Here is a 20,507-nt window from a genome sequence, read left to right as displayed (position 1 = left end):
AAGCCCGGCCGGTGTTGCCGGGCGCGCGCCCGCTGTATAGCGCAGAGCGCAATGTTGCAAAGCCACAACCCTGTAGATGCAAGCTGGAACGGGTCGCCCATCGTGCTCGTCGGTCTGATGGGCGTGGGCAAGTCGACCGTGGGCCGCCGTCTGGCGAATCGGTTGCGCGTGCCCTTCGTCGATGCCGACCACGCGATCGAGCAAGCCGCCGGCATGAGCGTCGCCGAAATCTTCGAACAATTCGGCGAACCCTATTTCCGCGACGGCGAACGCCGGGTGATCGCCCGGCTGGTCGATGGCCGTCCCAAGGTGATCGCGACCGGCGGCGGCGCGTTCATCAACGACGAGACCCGCGCGCTGATCCTGGAACAGGCGACCGCCATCTGGCTGAACGCCAGCCCCGAAGTGCTGGCCGAACGGGTCAAGCGGCGCGACACCCGGCCCCTTCTACGCGGCAAGGACCCGTTGAAGGTGCTTCGCGACCTCGCCGCACAGCGCAACCCGATCTATTCGCTCGCCCCCATCCATGTCTCGAGCAAGCGGGGGCCGCATGAAGCCACCGTCAACGCCATTCTGAAAGCCATCGGACGATGAAGACCGTCACCGTGTCGCTGGGCGACCGCAGCTATCCCATCCATATCGCGGGCGGGTTGCTGACCCGCGCCGCCGATTATCTCGCGCCCCTGTCGCGCGGGCGACGGATGGCGATCGTGACGGACGAGAATGTCGGGCCACATCTGGCGGTGCTTCAGGCCGCGCTGAGCGCAGCGGGCGTCGAGAGCGAGGCGATCATCCTGCCGCCGGGGGAGAAGACCAAGAGCTGGGCGATGCTGGAGCATGTCTGCGACCGGCTGCTGGACCTGGGCATCGAGCGGGCGGATCATGTCATCGCGCTGGGTGGCGGGGTGGTCGGCGATCTGGTCGGTTTCGCCTGCTCGATCGTCAAGCGCGGCTGCCGCTTCGTGCAAATCCCGACGACCCTGTTGTCGCAGGTCGATTCGTCGGTGGGCGGCAAGACCGCGATCAATACCTCGGCGGGCAAGAACCTGATCGGCGCCTTCCATCAGCCCGCCATGGTGCTGATCGACCCGGACGTGCTCGATACCCTGCCCGCGCGGCAGGTCCGCGCCGGTTATGCCGAGGTCGTCAAATACGGCCTGATCGACGACTTCGCCTTTTTCGAATGGTGCGAGACGAACGCGCCTGCGCTGCTGGCGGGCGACGCCGCGGCCCGCGCCCACGCCATCGCCCATTCGGTCGCCGCCAAGGCGCGGATCGTGGCGGCGGACGAGCATGAGACGAACGGCATCCGCGCGCTCCTCAATCTGGGCCACACCTTCGGCCATGCGCTGGAGGCGGAGGCAGGCTTCTCCGACCGGTTGCTCCACGGTGAGGGGGTGGCGGCGGGCTGCGCGCTCGCCTTCCGCTATTCGGTGCGCAAGGGGCTTTGCGAACGACAGGATGCCGAGCGGGTCGCGGCGCATCTGCGCGCGGTCGGTCTGCCCGATGGCCTCGCCGCCGCCGGGATCGATGCACCGTCCGCGACGTTGGTCGAGCATATGAAGCACGACAAGAAGATGGTGGCGGGCACCCTGCCCTTCCTGCTCGCGCGCGGGATCGGACAGACCTATCTCGACAAGACGGTCGACCTGGGCGACGTGACCGCGTTCCTGGACACGGAACCCCGCTGATGCCCAACGGCGTCCGCAAACAGGATCTGCCGAGCAAGACCTGCCCGGCCTGCGGACGCCCCTTCACCTGGCGCAAGAAATGGGCGCGGGATTGGGAGCAGGTGGTCTATTGTTCGGACGCCTGCCGCAGGAAGCGGTAGGGCGCCCGACCCACCGCTAACCGCGCATCGCCCTCGACGCGGCCAGCGCCCGTTCGCGCCCCTCGCGGTGGCCGATGATCTTGGCGGGATAGGCCTTGGGCCGACATCCGGCGTCATCGGGATCGTGGATGGCGGCGTCGGACACGTCTTTCAGTTCCGGCACCCATTCGCGGATATAGTCGCCCGCCTCGAACTTCTCCGACTGGCTGAGCGGCGCCATGATCCGGCCGAACATGTTCGAATCGATGCCCGTGCCTGCCACCCATTGCCAGTTGACCGAATTATTCCCGTAATCGGCATCGATCAGACAGTCCCAGAACCAGCGCTCGCCTTGACGCCAGTCGATCAGCAGATGCTTGATGAGGAAGGACGCCGCGATCATCCGGACGCGATTGTGCATCCAGCCGGTCGCCCAGAGCTGGCGCATCCCGGCATCGACGATGGGATAGCCGGTGCGGCCCTGCTGCCAGGCCTTCAGATCGGCTTCCGCCTCCGGCCCTTTGCGCCATGGCATCGTGTCGAAGGCGTCACGACCGTTGCGATCCGCATAGTCGGGCAGCGCCATGACGACCCCGTCGGTAAAGTCGCGCCACGCCAGTTCCTTGCGGAACGTCTCGGTATCCCCATGCCGGTCGAGCGCGTGCCAGACCGCGCGCGGCGACACCTCGCCGAAGTGGAGATGCGGGGACAGGCGCGAACTGCCCTCCTCCGAGGGCATGTTGCGCGCATGGTCATAGGCGGCGGCTTTCTCGCCGAAATCGGCCATCCGCTCCCGCGCCGCCGCTTCGCCGGGGGTCCAGTCCTGCCCGAACCCCGTCGACCAATCGGGTTTGGTCGGCCGCAACGCCCAGTCGGCCAACGTCTCGCTCCTCGGCCAATGCGCAGGGGCGGTCAGAGCTTCGGGCGCCTCATACGGATGCTCGGGCGGCATATGTCCCTGCAACCCCTTCCAGAAGGCCGAGTAGATGCGGAAGGGCTTGCCGCTGCCCGTCGTCACCAGTTCCGGCCGCGCGAGATGATTGCCGTCATGCAGGTGGAGGCAGTCCTCCAGCGCCTGCTCCGCCTGACGCCACCAGGGTTCGTAATGGCGGATGGCATGGATATCCGTCGCGCCCGTTTCGTCCATCAGCGCGCGCAAGGTCTCGACCGCCCTGCCCCGACGCAGGATCAGGCGGCTGTCCAGGTCCTTCAAATCCTCGGCCAGCGCGGTCAGGCTATGGTGCAGCCACCAGCGCTGCGCCGCGCCCATCCGCCAGTCGCCCGGTGTTTCATCGTCCAGGATATAGACGGGGATGACCGGCCCCGCGTCTGCCGCCGCTAGGAGCGCGGGTTGATCGTGAAGGCGAAGATCCTGGCGAAACCACAGGATCGAGGGGGAAGCTGTCATCCAGCCGCTACGCTTCGACTCCCGCCAGGTTCCGATGGGACAGTCTTTCACCCAGCGTAAGAATGGCCGTCACATGCCGTTCGGCAATGGCCATCACGTCGTCGCCATAGCCGCCGCCCACCGTACTGGCGAGCGGCAGGCCCCGTGCGAACGCCAGATCGGCGATCCGATGTTCGCGTGCGATCAACCCATCCTGACTCAGCGAGAGCCGTCCCAACCGGTCATCGACGAACGGATCGACGCCCGCCTGATACAGGATGATATCGGGGCGATGCTCGTCGAGAAACGGGATCAGCGTGGCTTCGAGTTGCGCCAGATAGGCTGCATCATCGACCCCGTCGGCCAGTCCGACATCCAGGGTCGAGCGCGCCTTCCTCGCCGGGAAATTCTTCTCGGCATGGATGGAATAGGTGACGATATCGCTGCGCCCGGCGGTCAGGGCAGCGGTGCCGTCGCCCTGATGCACGTCGCAATCGACGATCGCGACCCGCCCGACGACGCCCTCCTCGACCAGCCGAACCGCCGCGACGGCCAGATCGTTGAACACGCAGTAGCCTGCGCCCGTATTGGCGAGCGCGTGATGGCTGCCCCCGGCGGTATTCGCGGCAAAGCCGTGACGCAGCGCCAGCAGCGCGGCGGTCCAGGTCCCACCCGGCACCGCCCGCGCGCGATGGGCGACCTGCTCGGTCACCGGAAAGCCGATCCGCCGGGTCTTGTCCGGCGGCACCCGCGCCTCCAATACTTCGGCAACATAGTCGGGGTCGTGCACGGCCTCCAGCCAGACGGGCGGGATCAACTCGGGCTCGGTCCACGCCATCGCATCGCCCCGCGCACGCAGGAGATCGCGGATCGCCCCGTTCTTGCCCCAGCGATAGGTCGAACGCGCCGGTGCTTCGGTCACATAGGCCGGGTGATGGACGACATGGATCATCGCCCCTAGGTAGGGAGCCATGACCCGCGATAGGAGGGCCCCGGCCCCGCTGCCCGAACTGCGTGCCGATGTCGGGCGCTTCCTCGGCTATTATAACCGTCTACCCGGCCCACCCCAGCAGGAGCTGGGCCCCGAAGCCGCGCGGGCGATGATGCGGGCGGCCCGCGACCTGACCGATCCGCCGATCGGCCCACTGGGGCTTGACGAGACGTTCACGATCGAGGGCCCGGCAGGACCGATCCCCGCGCGGCGCTTCGATCCGCGCGATCGGCGCGCGCCGGGGCCGGTCGTGCTGTTCTTCCATGGCGGCGGCTTCGTGATCGGTGACGTGGACACCCATGCGCCGCTCGCCGCCGAGATCGCGCGCGCGCTGGATTTGCCAGTCGTGTCGATCGGCTATCGGCTTGCCCCCGAACATCCCTGGCCCGCCGCGCCTGACGATTGCGAGGCGGCGGCGCGCTGGCTGGCCGAACAACCGGACACGACCGGCCTGATCGTGATGGGGGACAGCGCCGGGGGCACCCTCGCCACCGTCACCGCGATGAGCTTGCGTGACCGGCCCGCGGCGGCGGCGGTGATCGCACAAGGCCTGCTCTATCCGGCCGCCGATATGGCGCGCGCGCATCCTTCCCTGCGCGATTTCGCCGAGGGTTATTTCCTGACCCGCGCGATGCTCGACTGGTTCGTCGCCTGCTATGCCGCCGATCTGGGCGATATCCGCGCCGCGCCGATGCGGGGGGAGCTGACCGCCATGCCGCCCGCCGTGATCGCCACCGCCGAATGCGATCCGATCCGCGACCAGGGCCGCGCCTATGCCGCCGCCCTGATCCGGGCGGGTGTGCCGGTGACCTTCCAGGAGGCGCGCGGCACGATCCATGGCTTTGCGACGCTGCGCAAGGCGATCCCCTCGGGCGTTGCCGATCTCACCGCATTCCTGCTTGCGTTGAAGGCCATGATCGTGGAGGCGCAGGGCATCCGCCCGATGGGACAATGACGATGACCGACCTTCCCTATCGCCCCTGCGCGGGCGTCATCCTGATGAACCGCGACGGCCGGGTCTTTGTCGGCCAGCGGATCGATTCGACGCTGGAGGCATGGCAGCTGCCGCAGGGCGGTATCGATCCCGGCGAGGAGGCCGATGCGGCCGCCTTGCGCGAACTGTTCGAGGAAACCGGGGTCACCGCCGACAAGGTCGAGCTGATCGCCCGCGCGCCGCACGAACTCACCTATGACCTGCCCGAGGATATGATCGGCAAGGTGTGGAAGGGCAAGTGGCGCGGCCAGCGGCAGATCTGGTTCCTCTATCGCTTTCTGGGCGAGGACGGCGACATCCGCATCGACACCGAGCATCCCGAATTTCGTGCCTGGCGCTGGGCCGAGCCCGAGACGCTGCCCGCGATGATCGTGCCGTTCAAAAAGGCGCTGTATGAGGAACTGCTGGTCGTCTTCGCGGAGCATTTCGCCGCACCGCATGGCGACCGTGCCATTTCCGCCGACGGGGCGAAGGGGTAAGGCACCGGGCCATGAAGACGCGGCTGCTGCTGATCCCGATGGCACTGGGCCTGCTTGCCAATGCCGATCCCAACGACCCCGATCCGGCGCTGATCCCACCCCCGATCCGCGCGATGCTGGAGGCCGCGATCGCCAGCGGGAACGAAACCGAGATCACGACGGTCGTCAAATATGCGCGCAACGCAGTGCCCCAGGCCGCCGACGCGATCGACGCGATGGCCGATGTCTGGCGCGACGAAAAGACCGCGAGCCGCAGCCGGACCCTGCGCGAGGCGACCTTTTTCGACCTGTGGCATGGCCGGGTCGAACTGGGCGGCTTCGCGACCACGGGCAACAGCCAGAATATCGGCCTGACCGGCGTCCTGGACCTGACCCGCGAGGGGCTGCAATGGCGGCACAAGATCCATTTGCAGGGCGATTATCAGGAAAGCGCCAATATCGTCAGCCGCGAACATTATGTCGCGTCCTACGAACCCAATTACAAGCTGAGCGCCAACAACTACGTCTATGGCTCGGCGCAATATGAAAGCGACCGGTTCCTCGGTTATTTCAACCGCTTCTCGGCATCGGGCGGTGCGGGCTACAGCGCGATCCGCAAGCCCCGCATGACGCTGGACGTCGAACTGGGCCCGGCGTTCCGGCATACCGAGTTCACCGACGGCCGGATCGAAAGCGCGCTGGCGGCGCGCGGCAACCTGAACTTCGTGTGGAAGCTGACCCCGGCGGTGTCGTTCAACCAGGTTGCCTCGGCCTATGTGCAGAAATTCAACAGCACGGTCAGCACCAACTCGGCCCTGAATGCCAAGCTGTTCGGCCCACTCTCGGCGGCGCTGTCCTATAACGTCCAATATGAAAGCGAGCCGCCCGCCGGCCGCCGGACGACCGACACGATCAGCCGCGCCTCGCTGGTCTACAGCTTCTAATCGCCACCAAGGGGTTCACCTTTGTAGCATCCATGGCCTAGATTGCGGCCATGGAGAGATTGAACACGATCGAGCGGGACGCCGTGGCGGCCGCCGCTTCTTATCCCATGTTGCCACTGGTGGAGCGCTGGAGCGCGGTCAACAGCGGAACGCGCAACCTTGCCGGGCTGGCTACCATGGCCGAGCATCTGGCCGCGCAATTCGGCACGCTGCCGGGCGCGCTGACGCTGGTCGAGCCCGAGCCGGTCGAGCGGATCGGTGCCGATGGCCGCCCCTCGGCCCTGCCGCATGGCCGCCATCTGCTGCTGTCCGTCCGCCCCGAGGCGCCCCGGCGGATGCTGTTCACCGGCCATATGGACACCGTCTATCCGATCAATCATCCGTTCCAGGCGGTGACGCGGCTCGACGCCAACCGGCTCGGCGGGCCGGGCGTCGCGGACATGAAGGGGGGCCTTGCGGTGTTGCTCGCCGCACTGACGGCGGTAGAGGCCAGCCCGGTGGCCGAGCGGCTGGGCTATGACGTGCTCATCAATTCGGACGAGGAAACGGGATCGGCCTCCTCCGCCGCGCTGATCGCTCGATGCGCGAGCGGCAAGGTCGCCGCGCTGACCTATGAACCCGCGCTGCCCGACGGCACGCTGGCGGGGGCACGCGGAGGGACCGGCAATTTCACCATCGTCGTGCGCGGACGCAGTGCGCATGCGGGCCGCAACCCGGAAGAGGGGCGCAACGCCATCGTCGCTGCCGCGCGGATCACGGTGGAACTGGCACAGCTCGCCGCCGACGACATCACGGTGAACCCGGCGCGGATCGACGGCGGCGGCCCGAACAATGTCGTGCCGGACCTTGCCATGCTCCACGTCAATTTCCGCCCGCGCGCACTGGCCGCGATCGAGCGGACCGGCCCGGCGATGAAGGCCATTGCCGAGCGGATCGCCGCCGACCATGACGTCGACGTCGCGGTGCATGGCAGCTTCAATCGCCCGCCCAAGCCGATCGACGACGGCGCCGCCGCGCTGTTCGAAACGGTTCGCGCAGCCGGGGCCGATCTGGGCCTGACGATCGGCTGGCGCGCGACCGGCGGGGTGTGCGACGGCAATAATATCGCGGCGGCGGGCGTACCGGTCGTCGACACCATGGGGGTTCGCGGCGGCGCGATCCACTCTTCGGACGAATATATGCTGATCGACAGCCTTCCCGAACGCGCAGGCTTGTCGGCGCTGACCATTCTGCGCATCATCGGGGCCGCATGAGCAGCTTTTGCATCCGTCCCGCCGTCGATAGCGACCTTCGTCACCTTTATGAAATGGCCAAGCTGACCGGCGGCGGCTTCACCAACCTGCCCCCCGACCGCCGTGCGCTGACCGCCAAGCTGGCGCGCAGCCACGCCGCCTTTGCCGGGGACGGCGACGGCAAGGTGAAGGACGAGCTGTTCGTCCTGATGCTGGAGGACCGCAAGACCGGCGAGGTGCGCGGCACCTGCCAGATCTTCACCCATGTCGGGCAGAAGCACCCTTTCTACAGCTATCGCATCGGCACGCTGACCCAGCATAGCCGCGAGCTCGACCGCACCTTCCGCGCCGAGATGCTATCGCTGACCACCGATCTGGAGGGCGCGAGCGAGGTCGGTGGGCTGTTCCTCCATCCGGGCGAGCGCGCAGGCGGCCTGGGCCTGCTGCTTGCGCGCAGCCGTTACCTCTTCATGCGCGCCAACCGCCCGCGCTTTGCCGACCGGGTACTGGCCGAACTGCGCGGCGTGATCGACGAGGCGGGCGGATCGCCCTTCTGGGACGGGCTGGCGGGCCGCTTCTTCGGCATGAATTTCCAGCAGGCGGACGAGTTCAACGCGATCCATGGCCACCAGTTCATCGCCGATCTGATGCCCAAGCATCCCATCTACACCGCGATGCTGACCGAGACGGCGCGTGCCGCCATCGGCCTGCCCCACCCGTCCGGTCGGGCGGCGATGCGGATGCTGGAGAACGAGGGCTTCGCCTTTGAGCATTATATCGACATTTTCGATGGCGGCCCGACCATGACCGCGCGCACCGACCAGGTTCGCACCATCCGCGACGCGCGCGAAAGCCGGGTCGTCGGGATCGAGGCACAGCCGGGCCGCGAGGCGTTGATCGCGGTCGGCAAGCTGACCGACTTCCGCTGTGCGCTGGGGGAGATACGCGAGGGTGATGACGGGATCATCGTCTCGCAGGACACGGCAGAGACGCTCGACCTGACGATCGACGACATCGTCCTGCACATCGATCGGTGAGGGTCATGCTGAAAGAAATCAACTTCGACGGGCTGATCGGGCCCAGCCACAATTATGCGGGGCTCAGCCACGGCAATTTGGCCGCCACCCGCAATGCGGGCAAGACCTCGCATCCTCGTGCCGCCGCGCTTCAGGGCATCGCCAAGATGCGCGCGAACCTCGATCTGGGGTTGGTGCAGGGCCTGTTGCTGCCGCACCCCCGGCCCGATCACGCGTGGCTGCGACGGCTCGCGACCGATTATGAGAGCGCTTCACCCGTCCTGAAAGCACAGGCGCTGTCGGCCTCGGCCATGTGGGCGGCCAATGCCGCGACCGTCTCGCCCGCGCCCGACAGCGGCGACGGGCGTTGCCACCTGACCGTCGCCAATCTGCTGACCATGCCGCATCGCAGTCATGAATGGCCTGCGACGCTCGCCCAGTTGAAGCTGATCTTCGCCGACCCTGCCTTTGTCGTCCATCCGCCGGTGCCCGCGCCCTTCGGCGACGAGGGTGCGGCGAACCATATGCGGCTGTGCAGCGGTCATGACCATCCGGGCGTCGAGGTTTTCGTCTATGGTGAGGGCGGCGGCCCCTTCCCCGCGCGCCAGCATCGCGAGGCGTGCGAGACGGTTGCTCGTGCGCACCGCCTATCGCCCGATCGCGTGCTGTTCGTACGCCAGTCGGATGCGGCGATCGCGGCCGGAGCCTTCCACAATGATGTGGTCGCGGTCGCCAATGAGCGGGTATTGTTCGCGCACGAACAGGCCTTTGCCGATCGCGACACCTTCCATGCCGAACTGCGCAGCCTGATGCCCGATGTCGAGATCGTCGAGGTTCCTGCCGACAAGGTCAGCCTGGAGGATGCCATCGCCTCCTATCTGTTCAACGCACAACTGGTGACGCCCCCCGATGGCCAACCGACGCTGATCCTGCCGCAGGAGGCGCGCGACAATGCTACCGTCTGGTCCTGGCTGCAGGATCATGTCGCGGGCAACGGCCCGATCCGGCGGCTGGAGGTGGTGAACGTCCGCGAATCGATGGCCAATGGCGGCGGCCCCGCCTGTTTGCGCCTGCGCGTCGTCGCCGATCCGGCAACCATCGACCCGCGCTTTCTGGTCGATCATGCCCGGCTCGACCGGATCGCCGCCGTCATCGAGGCGCATTGGCCCCAGGCGATCGACCCGACCGCTATCGGCGACCCCGGCCTGATCGCGACGATCGAGGCAGCGCGTACGGCGCTGTTGACCGAGCTGGACTGTCTCAATTTGGCAAGCGGTTGACCCTTGGCGGCGAGGCGATCCGGTGGTGTAACGCGGCCATGTGGTCCCGCCTGGTCGCCCTGTTCACGATCAAGTCGAAGTTCGAGGCTTTCCTGGTCATCTATGGTCTGGGCCTTGGCGCGGTCGAGCGCGGCACCCATTATCTGACCGCTTATCCGGGGGTTACGGGCAAAATCCTGTTCGCCGCCTGCCCCATCGCGGTGTTCATGGCCGGCGCGCGCATCCTGGACTCGCTGGAGCGGGACTATCGCGATTGACAGGATAAGTTGGTCGCGCGGTTCGCTGACGACATTATCTGACAATCCGATGACTGGCCTTACTCACCTGCAACGGCTCGAAGCCGAGAGCATCCACATCCTCCGCGAAGTCGTTGCCGAGACCGAAAGGCCGGTGATGCTCTATTCGGTCGGCAAGGATTCGGCCGTGATGCTGCACCTTGCCAAGAAAGCCTTTTTTCCGGCGCGACCGCCCTTCCCGCTGCTCCACGTTGACACGACCTGGAAGTTTCGCGCCATGTACGAACTGCGCGACCGGGCGGCCGAGGCGGCGGGCATGGAGCTAATCGTCCACCGCAACCCGGAGGCCGAGGCGCTGGGCATCAACCCGTTCGACCATGGCAGTCGCCACACCGACATGTGGAAGACCGAAGGGTTGAAACAGGCGCTGACCGCGGGCGGCTATGACGCGGCGTTCGGTGGCGCGCGGCGTGATGAGGAGAAGAGCCGTGCCAAGGAGCGTGTCTTCTCCTTCCGCTCCGCCGCGCATGGCTGGGACCCCAAGGCGCAGCGGCCCGAACTGTGGAACCTCTACAATAGCCGCATTCACAAGGGGGAGAGCATCCGCGTCTTCCCGCTGTCCAACTGGACCGAGCTGGATATCTGGCAGTATATTCTGCAGGAGGGCATCGAGATCGTGCCCCTCTATTTCGCTGCTCCCCGCCCCACGGTCGAGCGCGACGGCATGCTGCTGATGGTCGATGACGACCGTTTCCAGTTGCGGCCCGGCGAGGTGCCGGTCGACCGCTCGATCCGCTTCCGCACGCTGGGCTGCTATCCGCTGACCGGCGCGGTCGAGAGCGAGGCGGCCACGCTGTCCGAGGTTATCCAGGAAATGCTGCTGACCACCACCTCCGAGCGGCAGGGACGCGCGATCGATCACGATCAGGCGGCCAGCATGGAGAAGAAGAAGCGCGAGGGGTATTTCTGATGACCGCCTATCAACCCGATGCGCTGATCGCCGCCGATATCGACGCCTATCTCGCCACCCATGCCGCCAAGTCGATGCTGCGCTTCATCACCTGCGGCTCGGTCGATGACGGCAAGTCGACGCTGATCGGGCGGCTGCTCTACGACTCGAAGACGATCTTCGAGGACCAGCTGAGCCAGCTGGAGGCGGACAGCCGCCGCGTCGGCACGCAAGGCGCGAACATCGACTTCGCCCTGCTGGTCGACGGCCTCGCCGCCGAGCGCGAGCAGGGCATCACCATCGACGTCGCCTATCGCTTTTTCGCGACAGAGAAGCGCAAGTTCATCGTCGCCGACACGCCGGGCCATGAACAATATACCCGCAACATGGTGACGGGCGCCTCGACCGCCGATCTCGCCGTGATCCTGATCGATGCGCGCAAAGGCGTGCTGACCCAGACGCGGCGGCACAGCTATCTGGCGCATCTGGTGGGCATCAAGGAGATCGTGCTGGCGGTCAACAAGATGGACCTGGTCGGGCACGACCAGTCGGTCTTCGATGCGATCGTCGCCGATTATGCGGCTTTCGCGAAGACCATCGGGATCGAACGCTTCACCGCCATTCCGCTGTCGGGGCTGACCGGCGCGAACGTCACCACGCCGTCGCCCGATATGCCCTGGTATGACGGCCCGCCGCTGCTGCCGCATCTGGAGACGGTGGCGATCGACGGCGACCGCGCGGTGTCGGCGTCGTTCCGGATGCCGGTGCAGTGGGTCAACCGGCCCGACCTCGACTTTCGCGGCTTTGCGGGGCTGATCGCCAGCGGCCGGGTTTCGGTCGGCGACCGGGTGCGGATCGCCCCGTCGGGCCGGATGACCAGCATCGCGCGGATCGTCACCTATGAGGGTGACCGGGACGAGGCGATTGCGGGCGAGGCGGTGACGCTGGTGCTGGCCGAAGAGGTCGATTGCTCGCGCGGCGACGTGATCGCGGCGGCCGAGGACCCGCCGGAAATTGCCGATCAGTTCGTCGCCACCATCGTCTGGATGGCCGACGCCCCTCTGGTGCCGGGGCGCAGCTATTCGCTCAAACTGGGCACGCAACTCGTGGGCGCGACGGTGCAGCCGCCACGTTATGTGGTCGACGTGAACAGCCAGGAGCAGCGCCCCGCCGACACGCTGGCGCTCAACGATATCGGACTGGCCGAGGTCTATGCGGACCGGCCGATCGTGTTCGAGCCTTATGACAAGGGCAGCGCGCTCGGCGGGTTCATCCTGATCGACCGCGCGACCAATGCGACGGTCGCGGCGGGCATGATCGACCATGCGCTGCGCCGCGCCCAGAACGTCCATTGGCAGTCGGCGGTCATCACCCGCGAGGCGCATGCCCGGCAGAAGGGCCAGGCCCCCAAGGTGCTGTGGTTCACCGGCCTGTCGGGTTCGGGCAAGTCGACCATCGCCAATCTGGTCGAGCAGAAGCTCCACAGCATGGGCCGCCACAGCTTCCTGCTGGACGGCGACAATATCCGCCATGGCCTGAACCGCGATCTGGATTTCTCGGAAGCAGGCCGGGTGGAGAATATCCGCCGCGTCGGTGAGGTCGCCAAGCTGATGGCCGATGCCGGGCTGATCGTGCTGACCGCCTTCATCTCCCCCTTCAAGGCCGAGCGGGACATGGTCCGCGCGCTGCTGCCCAAGGGCGAGTTCATCGAGATCTTCATCGACACGCCGCTCGCCGTTGCCGAGGATCGCGACGTAAAGGGCCTCTATGCCAAGGCGCGTAGCGGAGAGATCGCCGAGTTCACGGGCATCTCCAGCCCCTATGAAGCGCCCGAGCGGCCCGAAATCCGCATCGACACGACCAAGGAGACGGCGGAACAGGCCGCTGCCCGGATCGTCGAACATGTGCTGGGCATCTGGAGTTACGACCTGTGACCGACGCCGAACTCGCCCGCTCCGTCGCCACCGAGGCGGGCGCATTGTTGAAGGCCATCCGCGCATCGAGCGGGTTGGACGGCGCCGCCTTGGGTGCGCTGGGCGATCGGGATGCGAACACGCTGATCCTCGACCGGCTCCGCGCCGCTCGGCCCGATGATTTCATCCTGTCCGAGGAGTCGGTCGACGACCGCGCGCGCTGTGCCGCGCAGCGGGTCTGGATCGTCGACCCCCTCGACGGCACGCGGGAATATGCGGGTGGGTCGAGCGAATGGGCGGTGCATATCGGTCTCGCGATCGATGGCCGCCCTGCGCTGGGTGCGGTGGCGGTGCCGGACCGCGATCAGGTCTTCGCCACCGACGACCTGCCCCCCATACATCCCCCCTGCCCGGCGGGCTTGCGCGTCGTCGTCAGCCGCAGCCGCGCGCCCGACATCGCACGCTGCGTCGGCGATCGGCTGGGCGCGATCATGATCCCGATGGGCTCGGCGGGCGCCAAGGCGATGGCCGTGGTCGAGGGCCGCGCCGATGTCTATCTGCATGACGGCGGCCAATATGAGTGGGACAATTGCGCCCCCGCCGCCGTCGCGCTGGCGGCGGGCCTCCATGCCTCGCGCATCGATGGCAGTCCGCTCGTCTATAATTGCGAAAACCCCTTGCTGCCCGATCTGCTGATCTGTCGACAGGAAGTGGCGGCGACCGTGCTGGCAGCGATCGCGCAGGGCTAGGCCAGATCGATCCAGATTGCAGAAATGTGACCTTGTATCGTCTCATGGCATGGTTCATGGGACGAGGATGCCGCACCCTCTTTCTGCCGACCGATTTGTGCGGACCGCGCGATGACCATGATCCCCCTGGCCTTTGGATTTGCGGCGATGCTCGCGACGCTGGCGGGCGGACTGATCGCGCTTCGGTTGCGGCACCGGATCGGTCTGATCCTGGGCCTCACCGCCGGGATCGTGGTGGGCGTCGCGCTGTTCGATCTGATGCCCGAGGCGCTCGGCTTGGCGGGGGATCGCTGGTCGGAACGCGACCTGATGGTGTTCACCGCATTCGGGCTGGCGGGCTATATGATGCTCGACCGGCTGCTTGCCCGAATTCCGCGGGCGGCGGCGGTGTCCTGGCGCGGCGATCTGGGTCCGGCGATGCTCTGCCTGCACAGTCTGATGGACGGGCTGGGCATCGGTATCGCCTTTCAGATCGATACGGCGGCCGGGTGGATGATCGCCGTCGCCGTCCTGACCCATGACGTGGCGGACGGCGTCAATACCGTCAGTCTCAGCCTTGCCGCCCGGTCCGAGGCGGCGGCGCGGCGCTGGCTGGTGCTGAACGGCATCGCGCCGATGCTGGGCGTTCTGATCGGCCTGAAGCTGGCCATTCCGGCGACGATGCTGGCGCCGCTGATGGCGCTGTTCGCAGGCATATTCCTCTATATCGGCGCCTGCGAACTCGTGCCGCGCAGCCACGCACTCGACCCGCGGCTCAGGACCGGGCTGGCGACGATCGGCGGCATCATCCTGATGCTGGGTGTCACCCACTTCGCCCATTAGGGGGATTTTGGGCATCGCCGTCGGGGAAGGGTAGCCGACGACGATGCCCCTCTCCACACACGGCGATCAGGCGGGCTGGGCGGCCTCCGCCGCCGCATTCGCACCGCCCTCGGCCATGCCGGTGAGCTTTTCGTCGGTCGCCTTTTCCTCGGCCAGCGTCTCGTCCAGGATCGCCGCACAATCGCTGCGGCCGAGTTGGCGCGCCCAGGATACCAGCGTGCCGTAGCGCGCAATCTCATAATGCTCGACCGCCTGCGCCGCCGCGATCAGGGCGGCGTCGAGCACCCGCTTGTCGGCGACCTCGCCCGCGACCTCATTGGCTTCCTTGATAATGCCGTCGATGGCCGGACAGGTCACCGCCTTGGGCGTCTGCCCGTGCATCTCGAACACCTGTTCCAGCCGCCGAATCTGCCCCTCGGTTTCGCGCAAGTGTTGCTCGAACCCGGCCTTGAGCTGCGGGTCCGTCGCCTTCTCAATCATCTTGGGCAGCGCCTTGGTGATCTGATGCTCGGCGTAATAAATGTCCTGAAGCTGATGGACGAACAGGTCGTTCAGCGTCGCGATGTCCTTGGTAAACAGGCCCATGATCCGTCTCCTTATGGGTGGGTTCAGCGGTCGGCCGAGCCGGGCTCGGCGATCTTGCGGTGCGCTTCGGCCAGCACCGACTGCGGCACGACGCCCGCCCCTGCGACCTGCAGCTTGTTCTTCAAGCCGGTGGTGATGTGCCCCTCGCCAGCCTTCATCGCATCCCAGCCCTTCTGGGCGACCTCGGCAGGATCGTCCTTCTTGCCCTGGCCGACATTGGTGTCGAGCATGTCGGCGCGGGCGAAGAATTCGGTGTCGGTCGGGCCGGGCATCAGGGTCGTCAGGGTCACCCCCTTCTCGTCCTTCAGCTCGTTGCGCAGCGCCTCGGTGAAGTTGTCGATGAACGCCTTGGTCGCGTTGTAGATGGCGTTGAACGGGCCGGGGATGAAGCCGACGATCGATCCCGTGACCAGTATCTTGCCTTCGCCGTGCCGGACCATGGCCGACAGCACCCGCTGGAGCAGATAGACGGTGCCGGTGACATTGGTGTCGACCGAGCGCCGCCAATCCTCGACCGACTGGTCGAGAAATGCGCCGCCCTTGCTGTTGCCCGCATTGGCGCACAGCACGTCGATGGTCCGGCCATCGGCGGCGGCGAGCAGCATGTCCACGCCCTCGAGCGTCGACAGGTCGGCCTCCACCGCCTGCACCTGCGCGCCCTCGGTGGCCAGTTTGCTGGCGGCGGTATGAATGGCGGGTTCGTCGGCGACGATCAGCAGATCATAGCCTTCACGCGCTGCACAGGACGCGAGATGATAGCCGATGCCGGTCGAGGCACCGGTTACGATTGCGAATTTCTCTGCCATGGCGTGGCTCCTTATTGACCGGGCTTCAGCACGATCTTGGTCACTTCATTCTGCTGGTCGTGGAACATACGGTAGCCCTCGGGCGCCTGTTCCAGCGGCAGTCGGTGCGAGATCAGGAAGGTCGTATCGATCTTGCCCTCCATGATCGCGTCGAGCAGGCCGGGCAGGTAATGCTGGACATGGGTCTGGCCGGTCTTGAGCGTCAGCCCCTTCTGCATCACCGCGCCCAGTGGAAACTTGTCGACGAAGCCGCCATAGACGGCGGGCATCGACACACGCCCCCCTTTGCGACAGGCGATGATCGCCTGGCGGATGGCATGGATGCGGTCGGTGCCGAGGAAGGTCGACGCCTTGATCTGGTCGATGGCGTTGTCGACGAACAGACCGTGCGCCTCCAGCCCGACCGAGTCGATGACCGCATCGGGACCGATCCCGCCGGTCATCTGCATCAGCGCGTCATAGGTCGCGGTCTGCTCATAATTGATCGTCTCCGCGCCGAACTTGCGCGCCAGTTCCAGCCGGTGCGGGAAGTGGTCGATCGCGATCACCCGCTCGGCCCCCATCAGGAAGGCCGACTGGACCGCGAACAGCCCGACCGGGCCACAGCCCCAGACGGCGACCGTATCGCCCGGCTCGATCTCGGCATTCTCCGCCGCCATCCAGCCGGTGGGGAGGATGTCGGAGAGGAACAGCACCTTCTCGTCGTCCACGCCGTCGGGAATGACGATCGGGCCGGTATCGCTGAACGGCACGCGGACATATTCCGCCTGACCGCCCGCATAGCCGCCGGTCATGTGGCTGTAGCCGAACAGCGCGGACATCGGATGGCCGTACAGCTCGCGCGCGATATCCTGATTGTCGGCCGGGTTGCCGTTCTCGCATCCCGAATATTGATGCTTGCCGCAGTGATAACAGGAACCGCAGGCGATGGTGAACGGCACCACGACCTTCTGCCCTTTCTTCAGCGTCGAGCCCGATCCCGTCTCGACCACCTCGCCCATGAACTCATGGCCGAGAATATCGCCCGACTGCATCGTCGGGATATAGCCGTCATAGAGGTGGAGATCGGAGCCGCAGATGGCGGTCGCGGTCACCTTGATGATCGCGTCGCGCGGATTGACGATTTCCGGATCGTCGACATTGTCGATGCGGACGTCATGCTTGCCATGCCAGGTCAGCGCCTTCATGCGGCCTGCTCCTCACGCTGTTTGGGGTTCATCGCGTTGGTGGCGACCTCACCGGTTTCCATCAGTTGCTTGAAGCGCGCGAGGTCACGGCGAACCTGGATATTGGGTTCGCGCTGGAACAGCTTGGCCACCAGCTTGCCGATCACGCCTGCTGGCGGATCGTAGAGGATGGTCGCGGTGACGACGGTGCCGCGCGCCCCTGCATCGCGGAAGGTCACGCGGCCCGAATTGGCGATGTCCGCCCCTTCGTCCGAGGCCCAGGCGATCAGCTCGCCTTCGCGTTCCTCGGTGACGACCGCGTCCCATTCGACCGTCGTGCCGCCCGGCGCCTTAACCACCCAATGCGAGCGTTTGTCATCGAGCACATCGACGCGCTCGACATTCTCCATCACGCTGGCCAGGTTCGAAAAGTCACGCCACCAGGCATAGAGTTCGGCGGATGGGCGGTTGATCGTCACCGCCCATCCGGCAAAGCTGTCCCCGCGATCCTCGATCGCCTCGGCGGTGGCGATCCTGGCGGCGGCGTCGCTGTCCTTGGACGTCGACACCGGCGCGTCGTCATAGGGTCTGTCGGCGATGTCCGGCATAAGCCTCTCTCCTCGTTCCGTGCCCGGACAGCGTCGGATGAGGCGGGATGTTCCTTATTTTCTCATGTTTTACAGTATCTTGATACACATCAAGTGGCTTTGCGGATCAGCCGGCCGTCACCCGGATCTGCGCGCGACCGACCTTGCGGGCCAGCGCCTTGGGATCAGGAATGGTCATCGAGCGCGAGGACCAGATCAGGTCGCCCGCACGCCTGGCCGCCTGCAACATACGGTTTACATGCACGGCGGTCAGCCCCAGCGCATCGGCCAGCGTCTCCTGCGTGATCGGCAGGTCGAAGCTGCGGCCATGGGTCAGATCGCTCATGTCCAGCCGCTCCTGGAGTTCGAGCATCAGGTCGCCGATCCGCTCCATCGCGTTCATCCGTCCCAACCGCGCGATCTGCGCCAGCAGATAGGCTTCATCCATCGCATGGGCCACGGCATAGGCCTCGTCCAGCGTCGGCTGGCTGCCCGGTTCTGGCGGGACGCAGGTCGTCACCTCCGTCAGGGTGATGACGCTCGTCGGAGCGAGAGGTCGCCGATGATGATAGAGGCCGATGACATCGCCCGGCAGCAGGAAGTTCAGGAACTGCCGCCGCCCGTCCAGCAGGATGCGTACGCGTGCGGCCCAGCCCGACAGGATCAGTTGCGGGCTTGCGACATCCCGTCCCTCGACCATCAGATCGCGCCGGGGGCGCAATAGCTGGGATCGTCCCGTGGCATCGATCAGCGCCGCGACGGCGGCATTGTCCAGCGGCGCCAGCCGCGACAGGCGGATCAGCGCCGGGGGCACCGGGCGGGCGGTGCGGGTCAGGGGAATGGTCATGGTTTTCCCTCCGTCGACGAACGGCGGGCCTGTCCTTCACTGGACACGACATGATCGAAATCGGATGGGCGGCGCAGCAGGCTTCGAGATAAAATCATCGCAAAATATCCTCATCGGGCCGATGACCGAAGCTGGCCATGCAGGGAGAGCGATGACGCGACGAACGCCACCGGGGTCATATCAGAAAGGATCGTTCGACCGGGCCGAACCGGCGGCAGGACGCCCGATGATCCGCCATCACGGTCATGGCGTATCGACCGGGCACTGCCGCGATATTCTCCGTAACAATGGTCTACGAACAACCGCCAGCCACGCTCCATAATGCATATCAATGTCGTGCGTTTTTCGTGGGTTGTTGGCAAAAATAGGCCAAGTTGTTGGAATTGGACGATACGGCGCATCCCTTCTCATGGGCAATTCAGGCTTGGCAGCGTTGCTTCCGATCACCCGATCGGCGGCGGCGTCGATAAAAGGTCATCCGTTATTCCCTTTTGAGCCCGAAACCCTATGGTGCGCGCCTTTCCCTCCAAGAGGCCTTGCCATGCGTTTCGCCAGCCTTACCCGCCAGCCCGACGACCCCTTGCTGCGGATCATCGGCCAGCATGCCGCCGACCCGCGACCTCAAAAGATCGATCTGGGCGTCGGCGTTTTCCGCGACGAAGCAGGGCGCACGCCTGTCATGACCGCGGTCAAGGCGGCCGAGGCCCGACTGCTCGCCGAACAGCCGAGCAAATCCTATCTGGGGCCGGAGGGCGACACGGGCTTCGTCCGCGCGCTGGCGTCGCTGGTCCTGGGTGACACGGTCGCGGCCGACCGCGTCGTCGGACTTCAGACGCCGGGCGGGACCGGGGCGCTTCGCCTCGCCGCCGAGCTTCTGGCGCGCGCGGGCGTGGCGCGGATCTGGATCGGCAGCCCGAGCTGGGCCAATCACGCACCGCTCTTCCGCCAGGCGGGGGTCGAGCCCGCGATGATCCCCTGCTTCGACCTGGGCACCCAGACGTTCGACCTTGATGGCTTCCTGACCGGGCTGGATCAGGCGAGCGCGGGGGACGCGGTGTTGCTGCACGGTTGCTGCCACAACCCGATCGGGATCGATCCCGATGCGGCGGGCTGGGCGGCGATTGCCGGGCGCGTGGCCGAGCGCGCGCTGCTTGCGGTGGTCGACCTGGCCTATCAGGGCTTGGGCGACGGCTTCGATAGCGATGCCCAGGGCGCACGCACGATCCTGGCGGCCGTACCGGAAGCACTGCTCGCCTATTCCTGCGACAAGAATTTCGGTCTCTATCGCGAGCGGACGGGTGCGCTGTTCGCGATCACGCCGGACCGGGACAGCGGGGCGACCGTCTTTTCCAACCTGCTGGCACTGGCGCGCGCCAACTGGTCGATGCCGCCGGATCACGGCGCGGCGATCGTCCGTATCATCCTGGAGGACGAGGGCCTGACCGCCGAATGGCGCGACGAGCTGGAAACGATGCGTCAGCGGCTGGAAGCGTTGCGCGCCGCACTGGCGGCGGGCGGTCGGATCGGGGCGATCGATCTGGGTGCGGTGGCGCATGGCAAGGGTATGTTCGCCACCCTGCCCCTCTCGCCGACCCAGGTCGAATGGCTGCGGGACCGCCATGCCATCTACATGGCCGGATCGGGGCGGATCAACATCGCCGGGTTCAACACGGCGGCGATCACCGTCTTCCACGACGCGCTGCGCGACATGGCGGCGCACGGGGTGGCTTGAGCC

The 20,507-nt window shown here is 66.4% G+C and carries 22 protein-coding genes; 15 read left to right on the top strand and 7 right to left on the bottom strand.

What is annotated here, in order from left to right:
• Positions 1-51: 51 nt before the first annotated feature.
• From U1H82_RS04275 to U1H82_RS04265, 3 genes are read left to right on the top strand one after another with little or no spacing between them, the layout of a single operon-like run.
• On the top strand, positions 52-594 hold the full coding sequence (locus U1H82_RS04275) for a shikimate kinase (protein ID WP_322963663.1): 543 nt from the start codon (positions 52-54) through the stop codon (positions 592-594).
• Positions 591-1,691 (top strand): 3-dehydroquinate synthase, encoded by a 1,101-nt coding sequence (aroB, locus tag U1H82_RS04270; RefSeq protein WP_322963662.1) that lies wholly within the window; start codon positions 591-593, stop codon positions 1,689-1,691. Before U1H82_RS04275 ends, aroB begins: the two co-directional genes overlap by 4 nt.
• On the top strand, positions 1,691-1,831 hold the full coding sequence (locus U1H82_RS04265) for a DUF2256 domain-containing protein (RefSeq protein WP_082052432.1): 141 nt from the start codon (positions 1,691-1,693) through the stop codon (positions 1,829-1,831). Before aroB ends, U1H82_RS04265 begins: the two co-directional genes overlap by 1 nt.
• A 16-nt stretch (positions 1,832-1,847) precedes the next feature.
• Here U1H82_RS04265 and U1H82_RS04260 read toward each other — a convergent pair whose 3' ends face one another.
• Complete coding sequence (locus U1H82_RS04260; protein ID WP_322963661.1) at positions 1,848-3,218, bottom strand: cryptochrome/photolyase family protein; 1,371 nt, start codon at positions 3,216-3,218, stop codon at positions 1,848-1,850.
• Positions 3,219-3,225: 7 nt separating this feature from the next.
• Entirely contained in the window at positions 3,226-4,149 is a 924-nt protein-coding gene (locus U1H82_RS04255; RefSeq protein WP_322963791.1) for a histone deacetylase family protein, read from the bottom strand.
• A 19-nt stretch (positions 4,150-4,168) separates the two neighbouring features.
• On the opposite strand from U1H82_RS04255, the gene U1H82_RS04250 reads away from it, so the two are divergent.
• From U1H82_RS04250 to U1H82_RS04200, 11 genes are all read left to right on the top strand, one after another.
• Positions 4,169-5,143 (top strand): alpha/beta hydrolase, encoded by a 975-nt coding sequence (locus U1H82_RS04250; RefSeq protein WP_322963660.1) that lies wholly within the window; start codon positions 4,169-4,171, stop codon positions 5,141-5,143.
• A gap of 2 nt (positions 5,144-5,145) precedes the next feature.
• Positions 5,146-5,661, top strand: coding sequence for an RNA pyrophosphohydrolase (locus U1H82_RS04245; protein WP_322963659.1), 516 nt, complete (start codon positions 5,146-5,148; stop codon positions 5,659-5,661).
• Positions 5,662-5,672: 11 nt separating this feature from the next.
• On the top strand, positions 5,673-6,584 hold the full coding sequence (locus U1H82_RS04240; RefSeq protein ID WP_322963658.1) for a DUF481 domain-containing protein: 912 nt from the start codon (positions 5,673-5,675) through the stop codon (positions 6,582-6,584).
• A 50-nt stretch (positions 6,585-6,634) separates the two neighbouring features.
• Entirely contained in the window at positions 6,635-7,837 is a 1,203-nt protein-coding gene (locus tag U1H82_RS04235; RefSeq protein WP_322963657.1) for a hydrolase, read from the top strand.
• Positions 7,834-8,853 (top strand): arginine N-succinyltransferase, encoded by a 1,020-nt coding sequence (gene astA / locus U1H82_RS04230; protein WP_322963656.1) that lies wholly within the window; start codon positions 7,834-7,836, stop codon positions 8,851-8,853. Before U1H82_RS04235 ends, astA begins: the two co-directional genes overlap by 4 nt.
• Before the next feature lie 5 nt (positions 8,854-8,858).
• Complete coding sequence (locus U1H82_RS04225) at positions 8,859-10,112, top strand: N-succinylarginine dihydrolase (RefSeq protein WP_322963655.1); 1,254 nt, start codon at positions 8,859-8,861, stop codon at positions 10,110-10,112.
• Between the two features lie 38 nt (positions 10,113-10,150).
• Complete coding sequence (locus U1H82_RS04220; protein WP_322963654.1) at positions 10,151-10,369, top strand: hypothetical protein; 219 nt, start codon at positions 10,151-10,153, stop codon at positions 10,367-10,369.
• Between the two features lie 49 nt (positions 10,370-10,418).
• A complete protein-coding gene (gene cysD / locus U1H82_RS04215) occupies positions 10,419-11,318 on the top strand; it encodes a sulfate adenylyltransferase subunit CysD (RefSeq protein WP_322963653.1) in 900 nt (299 codons plus the stop codon).
• On the top strand, positions 11,318-13,231 hold the full coding sequence (gene cysN / locus U1H82_RS04210; protein WP_322963652.1) for a sulfate adenylyltransferase subunit CysN: 1,914 nt from the start codon (positions 11,318-11,320) through the stop codon (positions 13,229-13,231). Before cysD ends, cysN begins: the two co-directional genes overlap by 1 nt.
• Complete coding sequence (locus U1H82_RS04205) at positions 13,228-13,959, top strand: 3'(2'),5'-bisphosphate nucleotidase CysQ (protein WP_322963651.1); 732 nt, start codon at positions 13,228-13,230, stop codon at positions 13,957-13,959. The genes cysN and U1H82_RS04205 overlap by 4 nt, the downstream gene beginning before the upstream one ends.
• A 111-nt stretch (positions 13,960-14,070) precedes the next feature.
• Positions 14,071-14,781 carry a ZIP family metal transporter gene (locus U1H82_RS04200; RefSeq protein WP_322963650.1) on the top strand — a complete coding sequence of 237 codons (711 nt, stop codon included), beginning with the start codon at positions 14,071-14,073 and terminating at the stop codon, positions 14,779-14,781.
• 66 nt (positions 14,782-14,847) lie between these two features.
• Here U1H82_RS04200 and U1H82_RS04195 read toward each other — a convergent pair whose 3' ends face one another.
• The 5 genes from U1H82_RS04195 to U1H82_RS04175 all read right to left on the bottom strand — a co-directional run bounded on the left by U1H82_RS04195 (position 14,848) and on the right by U1H82_RS04175 (position 18,772).
• Positions 14,848-15,366: a YciE/YciF ferroxidase family protein gene (locus tag U1H82_RS04195; protein WP_322963649.1), complete on the bottom strand. Its 519-nt coding sequence runs from the start codon at positions 15,364-15,366 to the stop codon at positions 14,848-14,850.
• Positions 15,367-15,389: 23 nt separating this feature from the next.
• Positions 15,390-16,172: an SDR family NAD(P)-dependent oxidoreductase gene (locus tag U1H82_RS04190; RefSeq protein ID WP_322963648.1), complete on the bottom strand. Its 783-nt coding sequence runs from the start codon at positions 16,170-16,172 to the stop codon at positions 15,390-15,392.
• Positions 16,173-16,183: 11 nt separating this feature from the next.
• A complete protein-coding gene (locus U1H82_RS04185; protein WP_322963647.1) occupies positions 16,184-17,359 on the bottom strand; it encodes a zinc-dependent alcohol dehydrogenase in 1,176 nt (391 codons plus the stop codon).
• Complete coding sequence (locus U1H82_RS04180) at positions 17,356-17,946, bottom strand: SRPBCC family protein (protein ID WP_322963646.1); 591 nt, start codon at positions 17,944-17,946, stop codon at positions 17,356-17,358. The genes U1H82_RS04185 and U1H82_RS04180 overlap by 4 nt, the downstream gene beginning before the upstream one ends.
• A gap of 106 nt (positions 17,947-18,052) precedes the next feature.
• On the bottom strand, positions 18,053-18,772 hold the full coding sequence (locus U1H82_RS04175; RefSeq protein WP_322963645.1) for a Crp/Fnr family transcriptional regulator: 720 nt from the start codon (positions 18,770-18,772) through the stop codon (positions 18,053-18,055).
• Positions 18,773-19,313: 541 nt separating this feature from the next.
• On the opposite strand from U1H82_RS04175, the gene U1H82_RS04170 reads away from it, so the two are divergent.
• Positions 19,314-20,504 (top strand): amino acid aminotransferase, encoded by a 1,191-nt coding sequence (locus tag U1H82_RS04170; protein WP_322963644.1) that lies wholly within the window; start codon positions 19,314-19,316, stop codon positions 20,502-20,504.
• Positions 20,505-20,507: the final 3 nt, after the last annotated feature.

Origin of the sequence: Sphingomonas fuzhouensis (genome assembly GCF_034659795.1) — a bacterium.
Taxonomy (GTDB): Bacteria; Pseudomonadota; Alphaproteobacteria; order Sphingomonadales; family Sphingomonadaceae; genus Sphingomonas; species Sphingomonas fuzhouensis.
The sequence above is the reverse complement of the archived record's forward strand: the minus strand, read 5'-3'. Positions and strand labels throughout refer to the sequence as shown.

What these genes read in the sequence shown, in the direction of transcription:
- U1H82_RS04255 (WP_322963791.1), bottom strand. Translation starts at nt 4,149, where the DNA reads ATGATCCATGTCGTCCATCACCCGGCCTATGTGACCGAAGCACCGGCG.
- cysD (WP_322963653.1), top strand. Translation starts at nt 10,419, where the DNA reads ATGACTGGCCTTACTCACCTGCAACGGCTCGAAGCCGAGAGCATCCAC.
- aroB (WP_322963662.1), top strand. Translation starts at nt 591, where the DNA reads ATGAAGACCGTCACCGTGTCGCTGGGCGACCGCAGCTATCCCATCCAT.
- U1H82_RS04170 (WP_322963644.1), top strand. Translation starts at nt 19,314, where the DNA reads ATGCGTTTCGCCAGCCTTACCCGCCAGCCCGACGACCCCTTGCTGCGG.
- U1H82_RS04245 (WP_322963659.1), top strand. Translation starts at nt 5,146, where the DNA reads ATGACCGACCTTCCCTATCGCCCCTGCGCGGGCGTCATCCTGATGAAC.
- U1H82_RS04275 (WP_322963663.1), top strand. Translation starts at nt 52, where the DNA reads ATGTTGCAAAGCCACAACCCTGTAGATGCAAGCTGGAACGGGTCGCCC.
- U1H82_RS04200 (WP_322963650.1), top strand. Translation starts at nt 14,071, where the DNA reads ATGACCATGATCCCCCTGGCCTTTGGATTTGCGGCGATGCTCGCGACG.
- U1H82_RS04225 (WP_322963655.1), top strand. Translation starts at nt 8,859, where the DNA reads ATGCTGAAAGAAATCAACTTCGACGGGCTGATCGGGCCCAGCCACAAT.
- U1H82_RS04190 (WP_322963648.1), bottom strand. Translation starts at nt 16,172, where the DNA reads ATGGCAGAGAAATTCGCAATCGTAACCGGTGCCTCGACCGGCATCGGC.
- cysN (WP_322963652.1), top strand. Translation starts at nt 11,318, where the DNA reads ATGACCGCCTATCAACCCGATGCGCTGATCGCCGCCGATATCGACGCC.
- U1H82_RS04195 (WP_322963649.1), bottom strand. Translation starts at nt 15,366, where the DNA reads ATGGGCCTGTTTACCAAGGACATCGCGACGCTGAACGACCTGTTCGTC.
- U1H82_RS04175 (WP_322963645.1), bottom strand. Translation starts at nt 18,772, where the DNA reads ATGACCATTCCCCTGACCCGCACCGCCCGCCCGGTGCCCCCGGCGCTG.
- U1H82_RS04240 (WP_322963658.1), top strand. Translation starts at nt 5,673, where the DNA reads ATGAAGACGCGGCTGCTGCTGATCCCGATGGCACTGGGCCTGCTTGCC.
- U1H82_RS04265 (WP_082052432.1), top strand. Translation starts at nt 1,691, where the DNA reads ATGCCCAACGGCGTCCGCAAACAGGATCTGCCGAGCAAGACCTGCCCG.
- U1H82_RS04260 (WP_322963661.1), bottom strand. Translation starts at nt 3,218, where the DNA reads ATGACAGCTTCCCCCTCGATCCTGTGGTTTCGCCAGGATCTTCGCCTT.
- astA (WP_322963656.1), top strand. Translation starts at nt 7,834, where the DNA reads ATGAGCAGCTTTTGCATCCGTCCCGCCGTCGATAGCGACCTTCGTCAC.
- U1H82_RS04235 (WP_322963657.1), top strand. Translation starts at nt 6,635, where the DNA reads ATGGAGAGATTGAACACGATCGAGCGGGACGCCGTGGCGGCCGCCGCT.
- U1H82_RS04180 (WP_322963646.1), bottom strand. Translation starts at nt 17,946, where the DNA reads ATGCCGGACATCGCCGACAGACCCTATGACGACGCGCCGGTGTCGACG.
- U1H82_RS04185 (WP_322963647.1), bottom strand. Translation starts at nt 17,359, where the DNA reads ATGAAGGCGCTGACCTGGCATGGCAAGCATGACGTCCGCATCGACAAT.
- U1H82_RS04220 (WP_322963654.1), top strand. Translation starts at nt 10,151, where the DNA reads ATGTGGTCCCGCCTGGTCGCCCTGTTCACGATCAAGTCGAAGTTCGAG.
- U1H82_RS04250 (WP_322963660.1), top strand. Translation starts at nt 4,169, where the DNA reads ATGACCCGCGATAGGAGGGCCCCGGCCCCGCTGCCCGAACTGCGTGCC.